The 15672-nt window shown below is 73.5% G+C and carries 10 protein-coding genes and 2 tRNA genes; 5 read left to right on the forward strand and 7 right to left on the reverse strand.

Translation table 11 applies throughout. From position 1 onward, the window contains the following. Nucleotides 1-502 precede the first annotated feature (502 nt). The 3 genes from ABZ923_RS08215 to ABZ923_RS08225 form a co-directional block, all read right to left on the reverse strand. Entirely contained in the window at nt 503-1144 is a 642-nt protein-coding gene (locus ABZ923_RS08215) for a helix-turn-helix domain-containing protein (RefSeq protein WP_030347782.1), read from the reverse strand. A 671-nt stretch (nt 1145-1815) separates the two neighbouring features. Continuing rightward, nucleotides 1816-3621 carry a DEAD/DEAH box helicase gene (locus ABZ923_RS08220; protein ID WP_361468339.1) on the reverse strand — a complete coding sequence of 602 codons (1806 nt, stop codon included), beginning with the start codon at nt 3619-3621 and terminating at the stop codon, nt 1816-1818. Between the two features lie 150 nt (nt 3622-3771). Beyond that, nucleotides 3772-5220 (reverse strand): MFS transporter, encoded by a 1449-nt coding sequence (locus tag ABZ923_RS08225; RefSeq protein WP_361468341.1) that lies wholly within the window; start codon nt 5218-5220, stop codon nt 3772-3774. A gap of 177 nt (nt 5221-5397) precedes the next feature. Here ABZ923_RS08225 and ABZ923_RS08230 point away from each other — a divergent pair. The 5 genes from ABZ923_RS08230 (at nt 5398) to ABZ923_RS08250 (ending at nt 8923) form a co-directional block, all read left to right on the forward strand. Next, nucleotides 5398-5495: transfer RNA gene (locus tag ABZ923_RS08230), tRNA-OTHER, on the forward strand. Nucleotides 5496-5513: 18 nt separating this feature from the next. After that, nucleotides 5514-5585: transfer RNA gene (locus ABZ923_RS08235), tRNA-Cys, on the forward strand. Nucleotides 5586-5789: 204 nt separating this feature from the next. Then, complete coding sequence (locus ABZ923_RS08240) at nt 5790-6518, forward strand: DUF5710 domain-containing protein (RefSeq protein WP_361468506.1); 729 nt, start codon at nt 5790-5792, stop codon at nt 6516-6518. 58 nt (nt 6519-6576) lie between these two features. After that, complete coding sequence (locus ABZ923_RS08245; RefSeq protein WP_361468343.1) at nt 6577-7074, forward strand: hypothetical protein; 498 nt, start codon at nt 6577-6579, stop codon at nt 7072-7074. Between the two features lie 22 nt (nt 7075-7096). Further along, nucleotides 7097-8923, forward strand: a complete 1827-nt coding sequence (locus ABZ923_RS08250) for a M48 family metalloprotease (protein WP_361468346.1) — start codon at nt 7097-7099, stop codon at nt 8921-8923. A gap of 40 nt (nt 8924-8963) precedes the next feature. Here the strand turns inward: ABZ923_RS08250 and ABZ923_RS08255 are convergent, their stop codons facing one another. From ABZ923_RS08255 to ABZ923_RS08270, 4 genes are all read right to left on the reverse strand, one after another. Then, a complete protein-coding gene (locus ABZ923_RS08255; protein ID WP_361468349.1) occupies nt 8964-10121 on the reverse strand; it encodes an SUKH-4 family immunity protein in 1158 nt (385 codons plus the stop codon). Nucleotides 10122-10509: 388 nt separating this feature from the next. Then, entirely contained in the window at nt 10510-12819 is a 2310-nt protein-coding gene (locus ABZ923_RS08260; RefSeq protein WP_361468350.1) for a molybdopterin cofactor-binding domain-containing protein, read from the reverse strand. Continuing rightward, on the reverse strand, nt 12816-14738 hold the full coding sequence (locus ABZ923_RS08265; protein ID WP_361468353.1) for a 2Fe-2S iron-sulfur cluster-binding protein: 1923 nt from the start codon (nt 14736-14738) through the stop codon (nt 12816-12818). The genes ABZ923_RS08260 and ABZ923_RS08265 overlap by 4 nt, the downstream gene beginning before the upstream one ends. Continuing rightward, nucleotides 14735-15628: an FAD binding domain-containing protein gene (locus tag ABZ923_RS08270; protein ID WP_030348487.1), complete on the reverse strand. Its 894-nt coding sequence runs from the start codon at nt 15626-15628 to the stop codon at nt 14735-14737. Before ABZ923_RS08270 ends, ABZ923_RS08265 begins: the two co-directional genes overlap by 4 nt. Nucleotides 15629-15672: the final 44 nt, after the last annotated feature.

A 15672-nucleotide genomic window follows, 5' to 3' on the forward strand; every position in this document is an offset into this window, starting at 1 on the left:
TGATGCGGATCAGGGACGACCTCGTGGTGTACGGATCCGCCAAACCCCGACGGGCTGGCTTGGCGCGTCGGCCAAGGGGGCGCGGCGGTGGCACCGCGGGTGCGGGTTCGCCACGGCACGGTCGCCCCTACGCCGCACCCCTCCCGGGCACTGCCCGGACTCCGCGAGTGCTTCGGGCGGCGTCGACCGAGGGGGCGCGGCCGACGCACCACGGGTGCGGGTTCGCCACGGCCGGTCGCACACTCCACCGCGCCCCTCCCGGGCACTGCCCGGACTCAGCGCAGCGCTTCGGGCGGCGTCGACCAAGGGGGCGCGGCCGTCGCGCCGCGGGTGCGGGTTCGCCACGGCACGGTCGCACGCTCCACCGCGTCGGGCACTGCCTGCGCTCAGCGCAGTGCTTCGGGCGGCGTCGGCCGAGGGGGCGCGGCCGTCGCGCCGCGCATGCGGGTTCGCCACGGCCGCTCGCCCACTTCACCGCGCCCCTCCCGGGCACTGCCCGGACTCAGCGGAGTGCTTCCGCGACCTCCCTGGCCGCCTCCACCACCCGGGCGCCGACCCGCTCGGGTACGGCGTCCGCCAGCATCACCACGCCCACGCTGCCCTCGACGCCCGTGACGCCGACCAGGGGCGCGGCGGCCCCGCTCGCCCCGGCCTCCAGCTCGCCGTGCGTGAGCGTGTACCCGGGGTCGGCCGACGGCGACTGCCGCGCGGCCAGGATCGCCCTGCCCGCCGCACCCCGGTCCAGCGGATGCCGGAACCCGGCCCGATAGGCCACGTGATAGTCCGTCCACGTCGGCTCGACGACCGCGACGGCCAACGCCTCGGACCCGTCCACCAGCGTCAGGTGCGCCGTCGCCCCGATGTCCTCGGCCAGCGACCGCAACGCGGGCAGCGCGGCCTCGCGTACCAGGGGATGCACCTGTCGCCCGAGCCGCAGCACCCCGAGCCCGACCCGGGCTCGCCCGCCCAGGTCACGTCGTACGAGCGCGTGCTGCTCCAGCGTGGCGAGCAACCGGTACACCACGGTCCGGTTGACGCCCAGCTTGGTGGACAACTCGGTGACGGTCAGCCCGTGGTCCGTGTCGGCCAGCAGTTTGAGGACACGTAGTCCCCGGTCGAGCGTCTGAGAGGTCTCCGCGGTCACGACGCCCACTCCTTCGGCGGTGAGGTCGGCAACCCCTGAGCGAGAGATGCGTCACCGAGTCCCGTCGGCGACGCGCTTCAGAGGCCGCCGATCGGCAGAACGGCCCGGCGGCTCCCGGGCCGAGTCGCTTCACGGCTGCGCTCCGCGGCGGCGCTGCCACGGGGCGTGTGCGTAGCGGGACAGTAGCGAAGCCGGTTCGCTGAGCGGAAGTGTTCGTCCAGAATCCGGGCAAGGCCAGATCCGGCCTGCCTGCATTCGTCCGGATACGCACACGGCACAGGGGGCCGAAGGGAAGCAAACCCGTTCGGAAAACGGGGGGGGCGAAGGGGCGGAGCCCCGCACCGGCCGCCTCTCGCCCTCTGGGCCCGGGGCGGTGCCCCGTGACGGCCGGCTCCTGGCTCGGGGGCCGGAGAACCCCGCGGCGGTTGACTCCCGGCCTGCCGAGCCGCACTCCACCCACCCGCGCGCACCACACTCACCCGCCACGGGGTCCGGGGCGGAGCCCCCGTGACGGCTGGCTCTTGACTTACCGAGCCGCACTCACCACCGCCCCCCACGCCGCACTCACCCCCCACTGGGGTCCGGGGCGGAGCCCCGTGGCGCTCGGCGTTCGGTTCTCGGTCGGCCGAGACGGGTGGGCGGGTGGGAGAGGACCGCCAACCAGCGGAGCGTCACCGCATGCGCGTAGCCCACTCCTGCACCTTGGCGATCCGCTGCCGCAACTGCCCCGCCGTGGCCTCCGCACTGGGCGGCCCCCCGCACACCCGCCGCAGCTCGGTGTGGATCACCCCGTGCGGCTTGCCGCTCTGGTGGACGTACGCGCTGACCAGCGTATTGAGCCGCTTGCGCAGCTCCATCATCTCCTTGTGGCTGACCACCGGCCGCCGCTCGGCCGGCAGCTCCAGCAGGTCCGCCTCGCTGTCCGGCTTCTTCCGGCTGTGCGCGATCTGCCGTGCCTGCCGCTTCTGCAGCAGCAACTGCACCTGCTCCGGCTCCAGCAGCCCCGGGATCCCCAGGTAGTCCTGCTCCTCCTCGCTGCCCGGGTGCGCCTGCATACCGAACTCGGCGCCGTCGTACAGCACCCGGTCGAACACCGCATCGGACTCCAGCGCCTCGAACGGCAGCATGTCCTGCTCGCCGGTGTCCTCGTCCTGCTCCTTGTTCGCCTCCTCCATCTCCTTCTCGGATTCGGCGTACGGGTCCTCCTCGCCCTCCTTCTTCGGCTTGTCGAGGGCGTGGTCCCGCTCCTTCTCCATCTCGTTGGCGAAGGTCAGCAGGTCGGGCACGGTCGGCAGGAACACGGACGCCGTCTCGCCCCGCCGCCGGGACCGTACGAAGCGCCCGACGGCCTGCGCGAAGAAGAGGGGGGTCGAGATGGTGGTGGCGTACACGCCGACCGCCAGCCGCGGTACGTCGACGCCCTCGGACACCATCCGCACCGCGACCATCCACCGGTCGTCACTCGCGCTGAAGTCGTCGATCCTCTTCGAGGCCCCGGTGTCGTCGGAGAGCACGAGCGTCGCCTTCGTACCGGTGATCTCCCGGATCAGCTTGGCGTACGCCCGCGCGGAGTCCTGGTCGGAGGCGATGACGAGCGCACCCGCGTCCGGGATGGCCTTGCGGACCTCGGTCAGCCGCTGGTCGGCGGCGCGCAGCACGCTCGGCATCCAGTCGCCGCGCGGATCGAGGGCCGTACGCCAGGCCTGGCTGATCGCGTCCTTGGTCATCGGCTCGCCGAGCCGCGCGGCGACCTCGTCGCCGGCCTTGGTCCGCCAGCGCATGTTGCCGCTGTAGGAGAGGAAGATGACGGGCCGGACGACCCCGTCCGCGAGGGCGGACCCGTAGCCGTAGGTGTAGTCGGCCGCGGACCGCCGGATCCCGGCGTTGTCCTCCTCGTACGTCACGAAGGGGATGGGGTTGGTGTCGGACCGGAACGGCGTACCGGTCAGCGCGAGCCGCCGCGTGGCCGGCTCGAAGGCCTCCAGACACGCCTCGCCCCAGGACTTGGAGTCACCGGCGTGGTGGATCTCGTCCAGGATGACGAGGGTCTTGCGCTGCTCGACCCGGTTGCGGTGCAGCATCGGGCGCACACCCACGCCGGCGTACGTCACGGCGACCCCGTCGTACTCCCGGCCGAGCGGCCCCGCGCTGTACTCGGGGTCGAGCTTGATCCCTATCCGGGCGGCCGCCTCCGCCCACTGCTTCTTCAGGTGCTCGGTGGGTGCGACCACGGTCACCTGCTGCACGACGTGGTGGTGCAGCAGCCAGGAGGCCAGCGTCAGCGCGAAGGTCGTCTTGCCGGCGCCGGGCGTGGCGACGGCGAGGAAGTCACGCGGCTGCTCCTGGATGTACTTCTCCATCGCGCCCTGCTGCCAGGCACGCAGCTTGCTGGCGGTACCCCAGGGGGCCCGGCCCGGGAAGGCGGGCGAGAGGTGGTGCGAGTGAGCGGCGGACGCTGAAGCGGCGGTGGTAGTCACGGTCTCCGTGCGGGGTAGGGCGGCTACGTATGACAACCGGGCCACCCTACCGGCGCCGCCGGACCGTCCACGCGCGAACGGGGCCGGGTCGCCCTCGGGTGCGAGGCACGTCACAGCAGCCGCGCGAGCCCCGGTGTCACCGCCGGTCACTCAGCGCTCAGAGGTGCGTCCCCGCAGGCGCCGCGTCACCCAGGCCCCCGCCAGCGCGACCCCCGCCATCGGCAGGAAGACCGCGGCGAAGGCGGCGGGGTGCCCGCTGCCGGACACCGTGGCCGTGGTGGCCGCCGTGCTGCCGCCGCCCAGGGCCGCGAAGGCCGCGCCGGTCGCCGCCAGCAGGACGACGTTGGCGAGGGCGTCGGAGATCTGGAGCGCGGCCGAGTTCGAGCCGGCCTCCTCGGGGGCGGACAGCTGGAGGAGCAGCACGCTGGTGGAGGAGATCACCAGTCCCATGCCGAAGCAGCCGACGCCCCAGGCGGCGGCCACGGTCCACACCGGCACGGCGTGCACGAGGACACTCGGCGCGGTGACGATCGCGGCGGCGACCAGCACCATCCCCACGGTCATCAGCCGCTCCCGGTACGGCGTCACGCGCGCCCGGGACTGCACGAACGAGCCCAGCGCCCAGGTGCCGCCGCCGGCCGCCAGCGAGAAACCGGCGAGGGTCGGCGACAGCCCGCGCTGGGTGACCAGCATCAGCGGCACAAACGATTCGGCGGCGACGAAGGAACCGGCGGCCAGGCCGCGCAGCAGCACCACGGAGGGCAGGCCGCGGGCGGCCCGGTACGTGCCGCGGGGCAGCAGTCCGAGGACGGCGGGCACGAGGAAGGCGGCACCGGCGAGCCCCGGGAGCAGGGAGAGGGGGCGCAGATCCTGGGCGGCGTACTGGAGGAGCCCGGCGCCCAGCGAGATGCCGAGCGCGAGCCGGATCCGCCGCCGGTCGAAGGAGCCGGCGCCGGCCTCCTCGTCCACCGGGCCCGACGCCCTGCGCCGTATCTGGGGCAGGGCGAGGGCGAGCGGGAACACGACGAGGACCGGGATGCCGAGGAACACCCAGCGCCAGCCGAGGTGCTCGGTGACGGCTCCGGCGGCCAGGGGGCCGACGATGGACGGTACGACCCAGCCGGCCGCGAAGGACGCCATGATCGCGGGGCGCAGCCGCTCGGGGTAGGCGCGGCCGACGACGACGTACAACGCCACGATGACCAGTCCGCCGCCCAGCCCCTGCACGGCCCGCCCGAGGATGAACACCCACATGGCCTGCGCGGTCCCGGCGACGACGAGCCCCGCCGCGAAGGCGCCGATGCCCGTGGTGAGAGCGCCCAGGGGACCCCGCCGGTCGGACCACTGCCCGGCGAGCACCATCCCGAACAGGCTGGTCGTGAAGTACCCGGAGAACGCGAACGCGTACAGCGCGAGTCCGTCCAGCTCCCGCGCGGCCACCGGCATCGCCGTCCCCACGGCGGTCGCCTCGAACGCGATCAGCACCACGACGGACACGATCCCGACACTCAGCGCCCGGTACGCCCTGCTCAGCACCCCCTCGCTCGTCTCATCGAGCGGGTCAAGGACACCGGGTTCACGGGACTCGAGGGCACTCATGCTCGCCAGAGTAAGCCCCGTTCCCCTGTTTGACCCCTGTCGGAAGTCCGACTCCGGACTACACCCTTGGTCGTACACACACCCCGCTTCATGAACGGCGTGTGGCAGTCCCGTTGCAGCACCCCCACTCCCCTTGAGCCCCCCACGCCCCGGCCCGTACGTTCTTCTCACGAACACGGCCGTGTGCCCGAGTGGTTCAGGGACTCGCCTGCGCTGCATCCAACAGCGAGCTCCGCTCGCGGGGAGTCACGTGGGTCCGATCCCCACCACGGCCGAGAACGACAACAGAACACGGCCGTGTGCCCGAGTGGTTTAGGGACTCGCCTGCAAAGCGAGTTACGTGGGTTCGATTCCCGCCACGGCCTCTAGCGCCTGACCAGGCAAAAGGAAAGGGCGGCACTCCAACAGGGGCGCCGCCCTTTCCCGCGCCTGTGATCTCGGAAGGTGACGCTCTGCTCCCCCGACGTACGCATCAGCTCGGTTGAGGAGGTGTCGCGATTAGCCCACTCAAGCACTCTGACGCGCCGTAAGATCTCATGGTCGGGCAACTCGCGGCGCTGGGAGGGGATATGGGGGCCTCGCGTACGTGGTTGGACGTGAGCTACCAGGAGAAGGACGAGGCCAAGGCAGCCGGCGCCCGGTGGGACGCCACTGCACGGCGGTGGTACGCCCCGCCTGGCCGCGAAGCTTCCCTGGAGCGCTGGCTCGCCGGCCCCGCCGTGCCGGAACTTCTGCCGGGTGAGGACCGAACGCTGGGGCAGGGCCTGTTCGTCGACCTGGTGCCGTCTTCCTGCTGGTTCACCAATGTCCGTTCCTGCGTCTCGCCGAGGGACTGGGAACGTCTCCGCCGGATGATCACCGGTAGGGCAGGCCAGCGGTGCGAAGTGTGCGGCGCGGCACAGGACCGCGATGCGAAGCGCTGGTTGGAAGCCCACGAGCGGTGGGTGTACGACGAGGACCGGCTCGTACAGAAGCTGGGCCGGTTGATCTGCCTGTGTACCGACTGCCACAGGGTCACCCACTTCGGGCTGGCCCAGCTCCGAGGGCAAGCCCCGGAAGCGCTGCTGCATCTGATGAACGTCACGGGCATGACGGAGCAGCAGGCCCGCGCGCACGTTGCCGAGGCCTTCGAAGTCTGGAGGGCCCGGTCCGAGCGCAGCTACGAGCTCGACCTGTCCATCCTGACGGATGCCGGTGTCAGCCTGGCACCTCCACCGGCAGCGGACTCCCGGTCGTCGATCGCCGCCGATGCGCTGCTTCGCGGGACTATCCCGCCCCAGCAGTCCGGCCGCGCGTAGGCCGGGAACGAAAAGCGGGTTCGGTTCCGTGGGCGCCTCGGCGGCTAGCATGGCCGCTATGGACACGGCCATGCGTACGGTTGTCAGGGACGTCGTCGCCGACCAGGCTCCGCATGAACTGGTGCTCCTGGACTCCATGGAGCCGCTGGACGACGGTCAGATCACGGCGGCACTCACCGGACGCGAGAAGGACGAAGCCGGTCTCGGTTTCGGTCTCACCGACGTCACTCCGCTCGTCACCCCCGTCGTATGGCTCGTCCTTCACGAACTCGTCTCACGTGGGGCCACCACAGCGGTGGACGGCATCATGGCTCGTGTGCGCCGGTTGTCCCGTCGGCGGTCCGGCAGTGCGTCCGCCGAGGAGTCCCCTGCGGTACCGACGCTGACTGCCGACGAGTTGGACGCGGTTCACACCCGCATACGCGAGCAGGCGGCCCAAGTCGGCATCGGCACCGAGGAGTCGCAGCGTCTCGCGGACGCCGTCGTCGCCCGGCTGGCACGTGGCCGGCCCACCGAGCCTCAGCCGCGGCAGAATGACGGGCAGTCCGCCGGCTGACAGCGCGGAAGACACGGCAACCGTGGTCTCCGCCGAGTCCAGGGACCTCGTCGCGCGGGCCTCGACCCGGAGGTTCCTGCTGCTGGTCACGGTGCTGCTCGCCAGCACCACCGCCCTGGTGAGCACCTCCACGCTGACCATTCTCTCCCTCACCTCCCTGCCGCATTGTGCGGCGGCGGCCGGAGTGGACGTGCAGACTCCGGCATGGCGCGCCCTGCTGACGGCGCGGTTCCACGAGGACCTCACCGGTTGCAGGTCGGACGCGGCTCGGATCGCGTTATACGCGGCGCTGTCGTACACCTGTATCGTGGCCGGCGCCGCAGTGGCGCTGTTCTGGCAGATGTCGCACCGGCCACTGGGCAGGGGGCGGTACACCCCTCTGCTCACCGCGGAGGAGACCAGGAGGGCGGCCACAGCCGCAGGGCCGCCCGACGCACCGAACGAGCACGACCGGAACGCTTTGGCGCGCCACCTCGCCGGACTGGTGAGGCAAGCCGGTGTGCCGTCCGTCAGCACCCCCGCGTTCGTGGTCGACCCGCGGGCGATGTCGGCCGGAGCGGTCACCTTCGGACGAGCGGACGGCTACACCGTCTGCCTGCACGCGGGGCTGCTGGTACGCAGGGCGACAGCCCCGAGCCAGTTCGACGCCGTCGTACTGCACGAGCTGGCTCATGTGCGCAACGGCGACGTCGACCTCGCCTACTTCACGGTGGCCCTCTGGCGCGTCTTCCTGGGCCTGGTGCTCGGCCCGTATCTCCTGCTGAACGTGTGGCTGCTGTTCCAGGGAGCGCTCGGGACGTCACGTGTCTACTGGGACGGCGGCGCACCGGGGCCGGCGGCGTTCGCGCTGGCGGCCGGGCTCGTGGTGCAGACCTACCTGGCCCACGCGGACATCCTCCGGCACCGCGAACTGGTCGCCGACCACGACGCCATGATGTACGGGGCCGACCCTTCGGTGTGGGCCGCGCAGCGACCGGGCGACAGGCGCGGCGCCACGTTGACCCGACTCACCCGCATCTGGCGTTCCCACCCCGACTGGGCCGAGCGGCACCGCATGCTGACCCACCCTCCGGAGGTGGACAAGGGGGGCACCAAACTCCAGTTTCTGCTCTTCGTCGGCGCGTACGCGACCCTCCTGTACACGGTGCTCGTGTGGCTGGACAACGAGGCTGTCCCCCAGCGCGTCGTAAGGGTGCTGGCCTATCTGGCATCGCCGCTCGTCATCGCCACGGCCGTCGGCGTACTCCCGCGCCGCAAGCCCCGGCCGACGAGCTTCACTCCGGCCGAACGAGACGGGCCCCGTCTCAAGCCGGAGTCGAAGCGGGCTTGGCGCATCGGCGTGGCCGTCACGATCTCCTTCTTCATCACCGATCCACTCGCCGGGATGGGTGAGGACTCCTCGGGGTATGAGGCGCCCGCCCCGTTGGGCGTGCCATGGATGCAGACGCGTCCGTCATACGACCCCGACACACGGGCGCGGATGACGGCCTGGTTCGAAGGAGGCGGCACCGATCTCCTCAAGCGCTTCGATGCCGCCCTGACAGCAACCCTGGACCGCGAGGACGGATCAGACCAGCATCAGGGGTGCGCCGCGCTGCGAAGGACAATGAGTGAGGCGCTGACGTTCCCGCTCTTCCCCGCGCCTGTGGGCGCCGACGACTGGCGGCAACTGCTGACGTCGACAGCCGAGGGTTTCACGATCCAGTGTCGACCGGGGAGCCAGAACCAGACGTCCAGGAGACTGGCCGCCGACCGGTGGTACATGTCCGCCGGTACGGCCTGCGCCAGCCTCATGGGCCTGCGTCCCACGCCGTCTGCCGAGCCGACGGGTCACAGGGCACCCGGATGACTCCGGTCGCCGGAACCGGGGAAGTCACCGCGGCTCGACGTCAGAACACCCCGCCCGTCTCGTCCTGGAAGAGCTCCGTCCAGTAGTGCCAGGGCGTGTCCGGGAGGGTGCCGGTGGGGTCGAGGGTGGTCAGGGTGTGGAGCATGGCGGCGACCAGGTGGTCGTAGGCGTGGGTGGCGAGTTCGTGGTTCAGGTGGGTGTCGATCGTGCGCTCGTGGTGGATGAGCCAGAGGGTGAAGGCCAGGGTGGAGACGTCGGTGTTGAGGGGGTGGAGGGCCGCCTCGGGCTCCTGGAAGGTGAGGACCGCGCCCGTTCGGCCGTCGACCACCAGGCTGGTGTCCTCCGGCAGGCGGCCCAGGCGGATCAAGTGGTCGCAGTGGGCGGGGAGTTCCGCGAGGGGGTACTCGGGGCGTTCCTCGGTGAAGTACTCGCGGAGCGTCGGCAGCGGGACGTCCGTGTCGGCGTGGAAGAAGACCGCCTCCTCCGGCAGTCCCGTCTCGCGCAGGAAGCGGCGGGTCGGCTCGTGGGTGAGCGTCGCCGGGAAGTCGACCTCCTCGAAGCGGGCCACCCTGCCCTGCCCGAACTCCTGGTCCAGGACGCGCGCGGGGACGTCGAGGGTGAGGCCCGAGGCCGTGCCGGGGCCGGCGGCGAGGGAGAGGGGGCGGATCAGGGCGGCCGCCTTCCAGTACGGCGGGACCTCGCCGCCCGTGCCCTCCGCGAAGAGGGTGAGGAGGCGGCGGGAGGCCTCGGTCGCGGTCTGGGGGCCGTACCGGCCCGCCAGGGAGGCGAAACGGCCGCGCAGGCCCGCCAGTTCCTCGGTGACCGCGGCGAAGCGCAGCAGCGTGGCCAGGGAGGGCGCGAAGGGGCGGGCGTCGGACGGGTCGAAGAGGTAGGCCGTGGTCAGCTCGCCCGTGGCGCCGTCCAGCAGGATCGACGCGCGCTCCATGCCGGCCGGGGTGAGGAGTTCGCCGATCACCAGGCGGCCGCGCAGTTCCTCGGCCAGGCCGAAGGGGCTCCCGGCGGCGTCGGCGAGCGTGCGCAGGCCGTGGGTGCGCAGCGGGGAGAAGGTGAGCAGGTCGGTCTCGGCGGGCAGGCCGGTACCCGTGAGCAGGCCGCGGGTCGGCGAGTGCGTGACGAACCGGTCCAGCTCCGCCTCGGTCAGCGTGATCACCGGTACTTCGGCGTCGGTCGTGCTCATCGCTCCCCCGCGATCTTCCCCGTGCGTGACGGGCCGGCGCACACCGTCGTACGCGGCCCCCGGGCGGGTGCCCCCACCGCTCGGCACACTACGCCGCCCCACTGACAACGGCCCTCACGAGGGAAGACGTCGGGCGACCCGGGCTCGTTGCGCGTCCGCGAGGATCCTCTGGGTGCGCGGGCGCCGTTCCTCGACCGGGGCGGCCGGGGCGGCCGTGGGCCCGTCCGCCGACCCCGCCCCGGTGCGCGGGACGGCGCCGTGTCTCACGTGAAGTAGATCCCGCCCAGGACGACGGCCAGTGCCGCCGCCGCGAACACCAGGATTCACAGGGCCGGCCTGCCCGGGCTGGGCGGTGGTTCGTGGCGGAGCCCGTCGGGCGGCGGTGTGCTCACCGGTCGGTCACCACGGCCGCCTGCGGGCGGATCGGCAGGCGGTTGACCGGGCGGCCGGTGGCGGCGCGGACCGCGGAGGCGATCGCCGCCGGTGCCGTCACCACCGGGACCGCGCTGACCGACTTGGCGCCGAAGGGGGCCACCACGTCCCGTTCCTCGACCAGTTTCACGATCCGGATGTCGGGGGCGTCCAGGGCGGTCGGCAGGGCGTAGCCGGTGAGGTCGGGGTGGCGGATCAGGCCGCGGGGCGTACGGAGGTTCTCGGTGAGGGCGATGCCCACGCCCTGCGTGACGCCCGCCTCGATACGCGCCGCCAGCTGCGCGGGGTTCAGCACCCGGCCCACGTCCTGGGCGACCGCCAGCTCCACCACCCGGACCGAGCCCAGCTCGACGTCGACGTCCACCACCGCGCGGATCGCGCAGAACGCGAGGCCTACGAAGGCGTCGCCCTGGCCGGAGGCGTTCAGCGGCTCGGTGGGGTGCGGGCGGCACTGGGCGGTGGCCCACAGCTCCTTGCCCTCCATCGCCTCGGTGACGGTGGTCGACAGGACGCCGTCGTACGAGGTGATCTTGCCGTCGGTGATCTGGAGCAGCTCGGTGGACATGCCGAACTTGTGCGCGAGCGGCTGGAGCAGCTGCGTGCGGACCATCTTGGCGGCCCGTTCCACCGCGCCGCCGGACACCCAGGTGTGCCGGCCCCGGCAGCCCCCGCCGGCCGGCGGCTGGTCGGTGTCGACCGGGGCGACGTGGACCTCCTCGACGCCGAGGGTCTCCTGGACGATCTGCCGGGCCAGCGTGGTGAAGCCCTGGCCGGTCTCGACGGCCGCGCACAGCACGGTCGCGATGCCGTCGTGGACCTTGACGGTCGCGGTCGACACCTCGTCGGCGCCCTCCGCGCCGAGCATGTGCACCATGCCCAGGCCGTAGCCGACGCCCCGGCGCACCGCGCCCGGTTCGCCCGCGCCCTCGGGGCCGCCGGGCAGCAGCCACTCCTCCTCGGGGGTGTCCTTGGGCAGCGCCGGGAGCGGGAAGTCCCGTACCGCCTGGAGGAGTTCGGCGACCGGGGCCGGGCAGGTCACGGTCTGGCCGATCGGCAGGACGTCACCGGTGGCGAGGACGTTGCGCAGGCGCAGTTCGGCCGGGTCCAGGCCCAGCTTCTTCGCCAGCTTGTCCATCTGCGCCTCGTAGGCGGCGCACACCTGCATGGCGCCCTCGCCGCGCACGTGTCCGGAGGGCGGGTTGTTGGTGCGGACCGCCCAGCCCTCGATGAAGGCGTGGGGGACGACGTACGGGCCGCACGCGAAGGAGACGGCGGCGGCGAGCGCCTCGGCGGAGGTGTCGGCGTACGCGCCCGCGTCCAGCAGGATCTGCGCCTCCACCTTCACCAGCTTGCCCTCGGCGTCGGCGTGGTGGCGGTAGCGCAGCAGGGTGGGGTGGCGGTGGGCGTGGCCGAGGAAGGACTCCTCGCGGGTCGCCGTCAGCTTCACCGGGCAGCCGGTCTTCAGGGCGAGCAGGCCGAGCGGGAGCTGGAAGCCCTGGTCCTCGCGGTCGGCGGTGGCACCGGGCACCCCGGTGACGACGATCTTCACTCGATCGGGGGACAGGCCGTAGCAGGCGGCGGCCGTGTTGCGGTCGGTGTGCGGGTCGGTGGAGGCCAGGTACAGCTCCACCCCGCCGTCGGGGCGGGGCACGGCGAGGCCGGCCTCGGCGCCGATGGGGGCCGGGTCCGCGCGGCCGATGCGGTACTGGCCCTCGACGACGACCTCGCCGACCGCACCCGGGTCGCCGTGGTGCAGCGGGATGTGCCGGATCAGGTTGCCGTCGGGGTGCAGCGGCTCCGCCTCGAAGGCCTGCTCGGGGTCGGTGACCGGATCGAGCACCTCGTACTCGACGATGACGGCGGCGGCGGCCATCCGCGCGGTGTCCGGGTGGTCGGCGGCGACGGCGGCGATGGGCTCGCCGTGGTGGCGTACGACCTCGGAGGCGAACACCGGCCGGTCGGGCGTGCCGCGGCCGTGGCGGGGCGTGCCGGGCACGTCCTCGTGGGTGATGACGGCGCGGACGCCGGGCATCTCGCGCGCGTGGGTGGTGTCGATGGAGACGATGCGCGCGTGCGCGTGCGGGGAGCGCAGCACGGCCGCCCACAGCAGGCCCTCGGCCCACAGGTCGGCCGCGTACGGGAAGGTGCCCTCGGTCTTGGCGCGGGCGTCGGCGTGCGGCAGGGAGGCGCCGATGCCGTGCGGCAACGGCTCGGCCGCGGGGGCGGGTTCCGCGGCGGTGGTCGCGGTGCCGGCTTCGTTGCTCACGCCTGGCCTCCGTCCTGGCCGTAGTGCTGGTCCTGCGGTCCCGGCGGTGTGCCGTACCCGTCGGGTGCGCCGTACGGGTCCGACGGGTCGTACGGGTCCGACGGGTCGTACGGGTGCGAGGGATCGTACGGATGCGACGGGTCGTACGAGTCCGGCGGGTCGTACGGGTTCGGCGCCCGCGGGGTGTCGAACGCGCCCGGTGCCTCGAACGCCGACGGGTGCACGCCGCCGGAGCCGGGGCCCGCCTGGTGCGGAATGCGGGCCTCGTCCGCCTCGGAATCGCCGCCCGCGTGGGAAGCCTCGCGCTCGGCGACGACCTCCTTGACGGCCTCCAGGACGCCCCGGTAGCCCGAGCACCGGCACAGGTTGCCGCACAGGGCCTGCCGGGTCTCCAGTTCGGTCGGCGCCGGGTTGCCCTCCAGCAGGTCGTGCACGGTCATCGCCATGCCGGGCACGCAGAAACCGCACTGCACGGCACCGCACCGGGCGAGCGCGCGCTGGACGTCCGAGGGCTGACCGTCGGCGGCCAGGCCCTCGACCGTACGGACCTCGCTGCCGGCCGCGGTGACCGCCGGGACCAGGCAGGAGGCCACCAGGCGGCCGTCGACCTGCACGTTGCAGGCCCCGCACTCGCCCTGGGAGCAGCCGTCCTTGGCGCCGGCGAGACCGAGCCGTTCGCGCAGCACGTACAGCAGGGACTCGCCGATCCAGGCGTCGGTGACCGGGCGGTCGGCGCCGTTGACGCGCAGCACGTAGGAGGCGAGGGGGTGGTCGTCGTGCGGCGGCGGTTCGGACGCCTGCTCCCCGGCGTCGCCGGAGGCGTCCTCCTGCGCGCGCGGGGTCTCCTCGTCGGCGCCCGCGCCTTCCGGTACGACGGATCCGGCCGCGGGAGCGGGGTCCTCCGCGTCGCTGCCGGGGGCGTCCGGGGAGGCGGCCGGCTCGGCCGTGGCGGCCGCCGTGGCGGGCTGGGACGCGTCGGCGGGATCCGTCGGCTGTTCGGGGCCCGTGGGGCCGTCAGCGGGCCGCTCAGGGGCTTCGGCGAGGCCGTGCGAATCGGCTTCCGGCGCCGTGCCGGACTCGTCCGGCGCGACCGGTTCGGCGGACGCGACCGGTTCGGCGGACGCGGCGGGCAGGCCCGAACCGCCGGGCGTGTCGGCCTCCCCGCCGTCCCCGGCCTCCCCGGTGTGCCCGGCCTCCCCGGTGTGCCCGGCGTCGGCGTGGCCGCCGTACCCGTCCTCCGGCGCGTACCCGTCCTCCGGCGCGTACCCGTCCGCCGGGCCGTACTCCTCCCGCGGACCGTACGCGTCCGGCGTGCCGCCCTCCGGGCGGTGGCCGACGGCGGCGTCCCGGTCCGGCGCGGGGGCGGCCGGCCGGTCCTCGGGCCGGTCCCAGGTGTGGCCCGCGCCGTCCGTCGCCCAGGGCGCCGGCGCGCCGCCGGGCAGTGTGGCCGGCGGGGTGCCGCCCCACTGCTCGACCAGCGAGGACGCGGTGTACTCGCCCGACTCGTCCGGCAACTCGCCCCCGGCGACGGGGATGGACCACTGCCCGGTGACGTCGTGTCCCGGGGCGGCCGGTGCCGCGGGCTCGTCGAAGGTCCAGTGCTGGGTGGCACCGGGCTGGTACGTGAACCGGTCGTCCGCGGTCGGCGGCTGGGCCGGCGCGGCGTTCGGGTCGGGCCACCGGGCGCCGTCGTCGGGCGCGGGCCAGGTGGCGCCGTCGGTGTGCGTGGCCGTTATCTGCGGCGGCACGTAGCCGTGGCCGGGCGCGGCCAGCGGGCTGTCACCGGACAGCAGGGCGTCGATGCCGCCCTCGGGGAGTTCGACGAAGGCCGTGGCTCCGTCGTCGTAGTCGCCCTGGGGCAGCGGGTTCCAGCGTCCGCCGCCCCGGGGGGTGCCCTCTCCGTGCTGGTCGTCGGTCACGACAGCGCCCTCCCCAGTGCTCGTCGGGCCAGCGCGGCGACGGTGCGCCGCAGGTGCAGTACGGCGGGCGGAAGCGGGGTCACCGATCCGTCGGGCTCGGGGGCCGGGTCGGGGATGCAGGCCGCGGCGACGTACTCCCCGAAGGCGTGCAGGGCCTCCGGGACGAGGGCGCGGTCGTTGTCCCAGTCGATCAGCTGGGCGACCCACTGCTCGGCCTCCAGGGGCCTGAGCGGCATCGGCGCTATGGCCCCCACGGCGCAGCGCACGCCGCGCCGGGCCGGGTCGAGGACGAGCGCCACGGAGGCCAGCGCGCGGCCCGGTCCGGTGCGGCCGGTCGCCTTCAGGAAGACCTGCGGGGCGTGCAGCAGCGGTACGCGCACGTAGCCGATGAGTTCGCCGCCGCGCAGCATCTCCACGCCGGCCAGCAGGTGCGACACCGGGATCTCCCGGCGGGCCCCGCCCGGGCCCGCGATGATCAGCGTCGCCTCCAGGGCGGCCAGCACCGGCAGCGCGTCCCCGGTGGGGGCGGCCGAGGCGATGTTGCCGCCCAGGGTGCCCGCGTTGCGGATGTGCGGCGGTCCCGCGGCGCGCGCGGCGGCGGCGAGCGCCGGGATCAGGGCCGCGAAGTCGGGGCGGCCCATGCGTGCGTGCGTGAGGCCGGCGCCGAGCAGCGCGTGGCCGTCCTGGTACTGCCAGCCGCGGATCTCGCTGATCCGGCCGAGGCCGACCAGTGCGGCGGGCCGGAGCTGGCCGGAGTTGACGGCGGCCATCAGGTCGGTGCCGCCCGCCACGGGGACGGCGGTGGGCATGGCGGTGAGGGCCGCCACGGCCTCGTCCAGTGTCGTGGGCAAGGTGACGGCCTGCGCCGCCTGCGGTGCGTGCGTGGTCAAACCGGCTGCCCCTTCCCGCTGCCCCACATGGTCCCGCCTGTGTT

The organism is Streptomyces sp. NPDC046881 (genome assembly GCF_040645015.1).
Taxonomy (GTDB): domain Bacteria; phylum Actinomycetota; class Actinomycetes; order Streptomycetales; family Streptomycetaceae; genus Streptomyces.

What these genes read in the sequence shown, in the direction of transcription:
- ABZ923_RS08225 (WP_361468341.1), bottom strand. Translation starts at nt 5,220, where the DNA reads ATGAGTGCCCTCGAGTCCCGTGAACCCGGTGTCCTTGACCCGCTCGAT.
- ABZ923_RS08240 (WP_361468506.1), top strand. Translation starts at nt 5,790, where the DNA reads ATGGGGGCCTCGCGTACGTGGTTGGACGTGAGCTACCAGGAGAAGGAC.
- ABZ923_RS08245 (WP_361468343.1), top strand. Translation starts at nt 6,577, where the DNA reads ATGGACACGGCCATGCGTACGGTTGTCAGGGACGTCGTCGCCGACCAG.
- ABZ923_RS08255 (WP_361468349.1), bottom strand. Translation starts at nt 10,121, where the DNA reads ATGAGCACGACCGACGCCGAAGTACCGGTGATCACGCTGACCGAGGCG.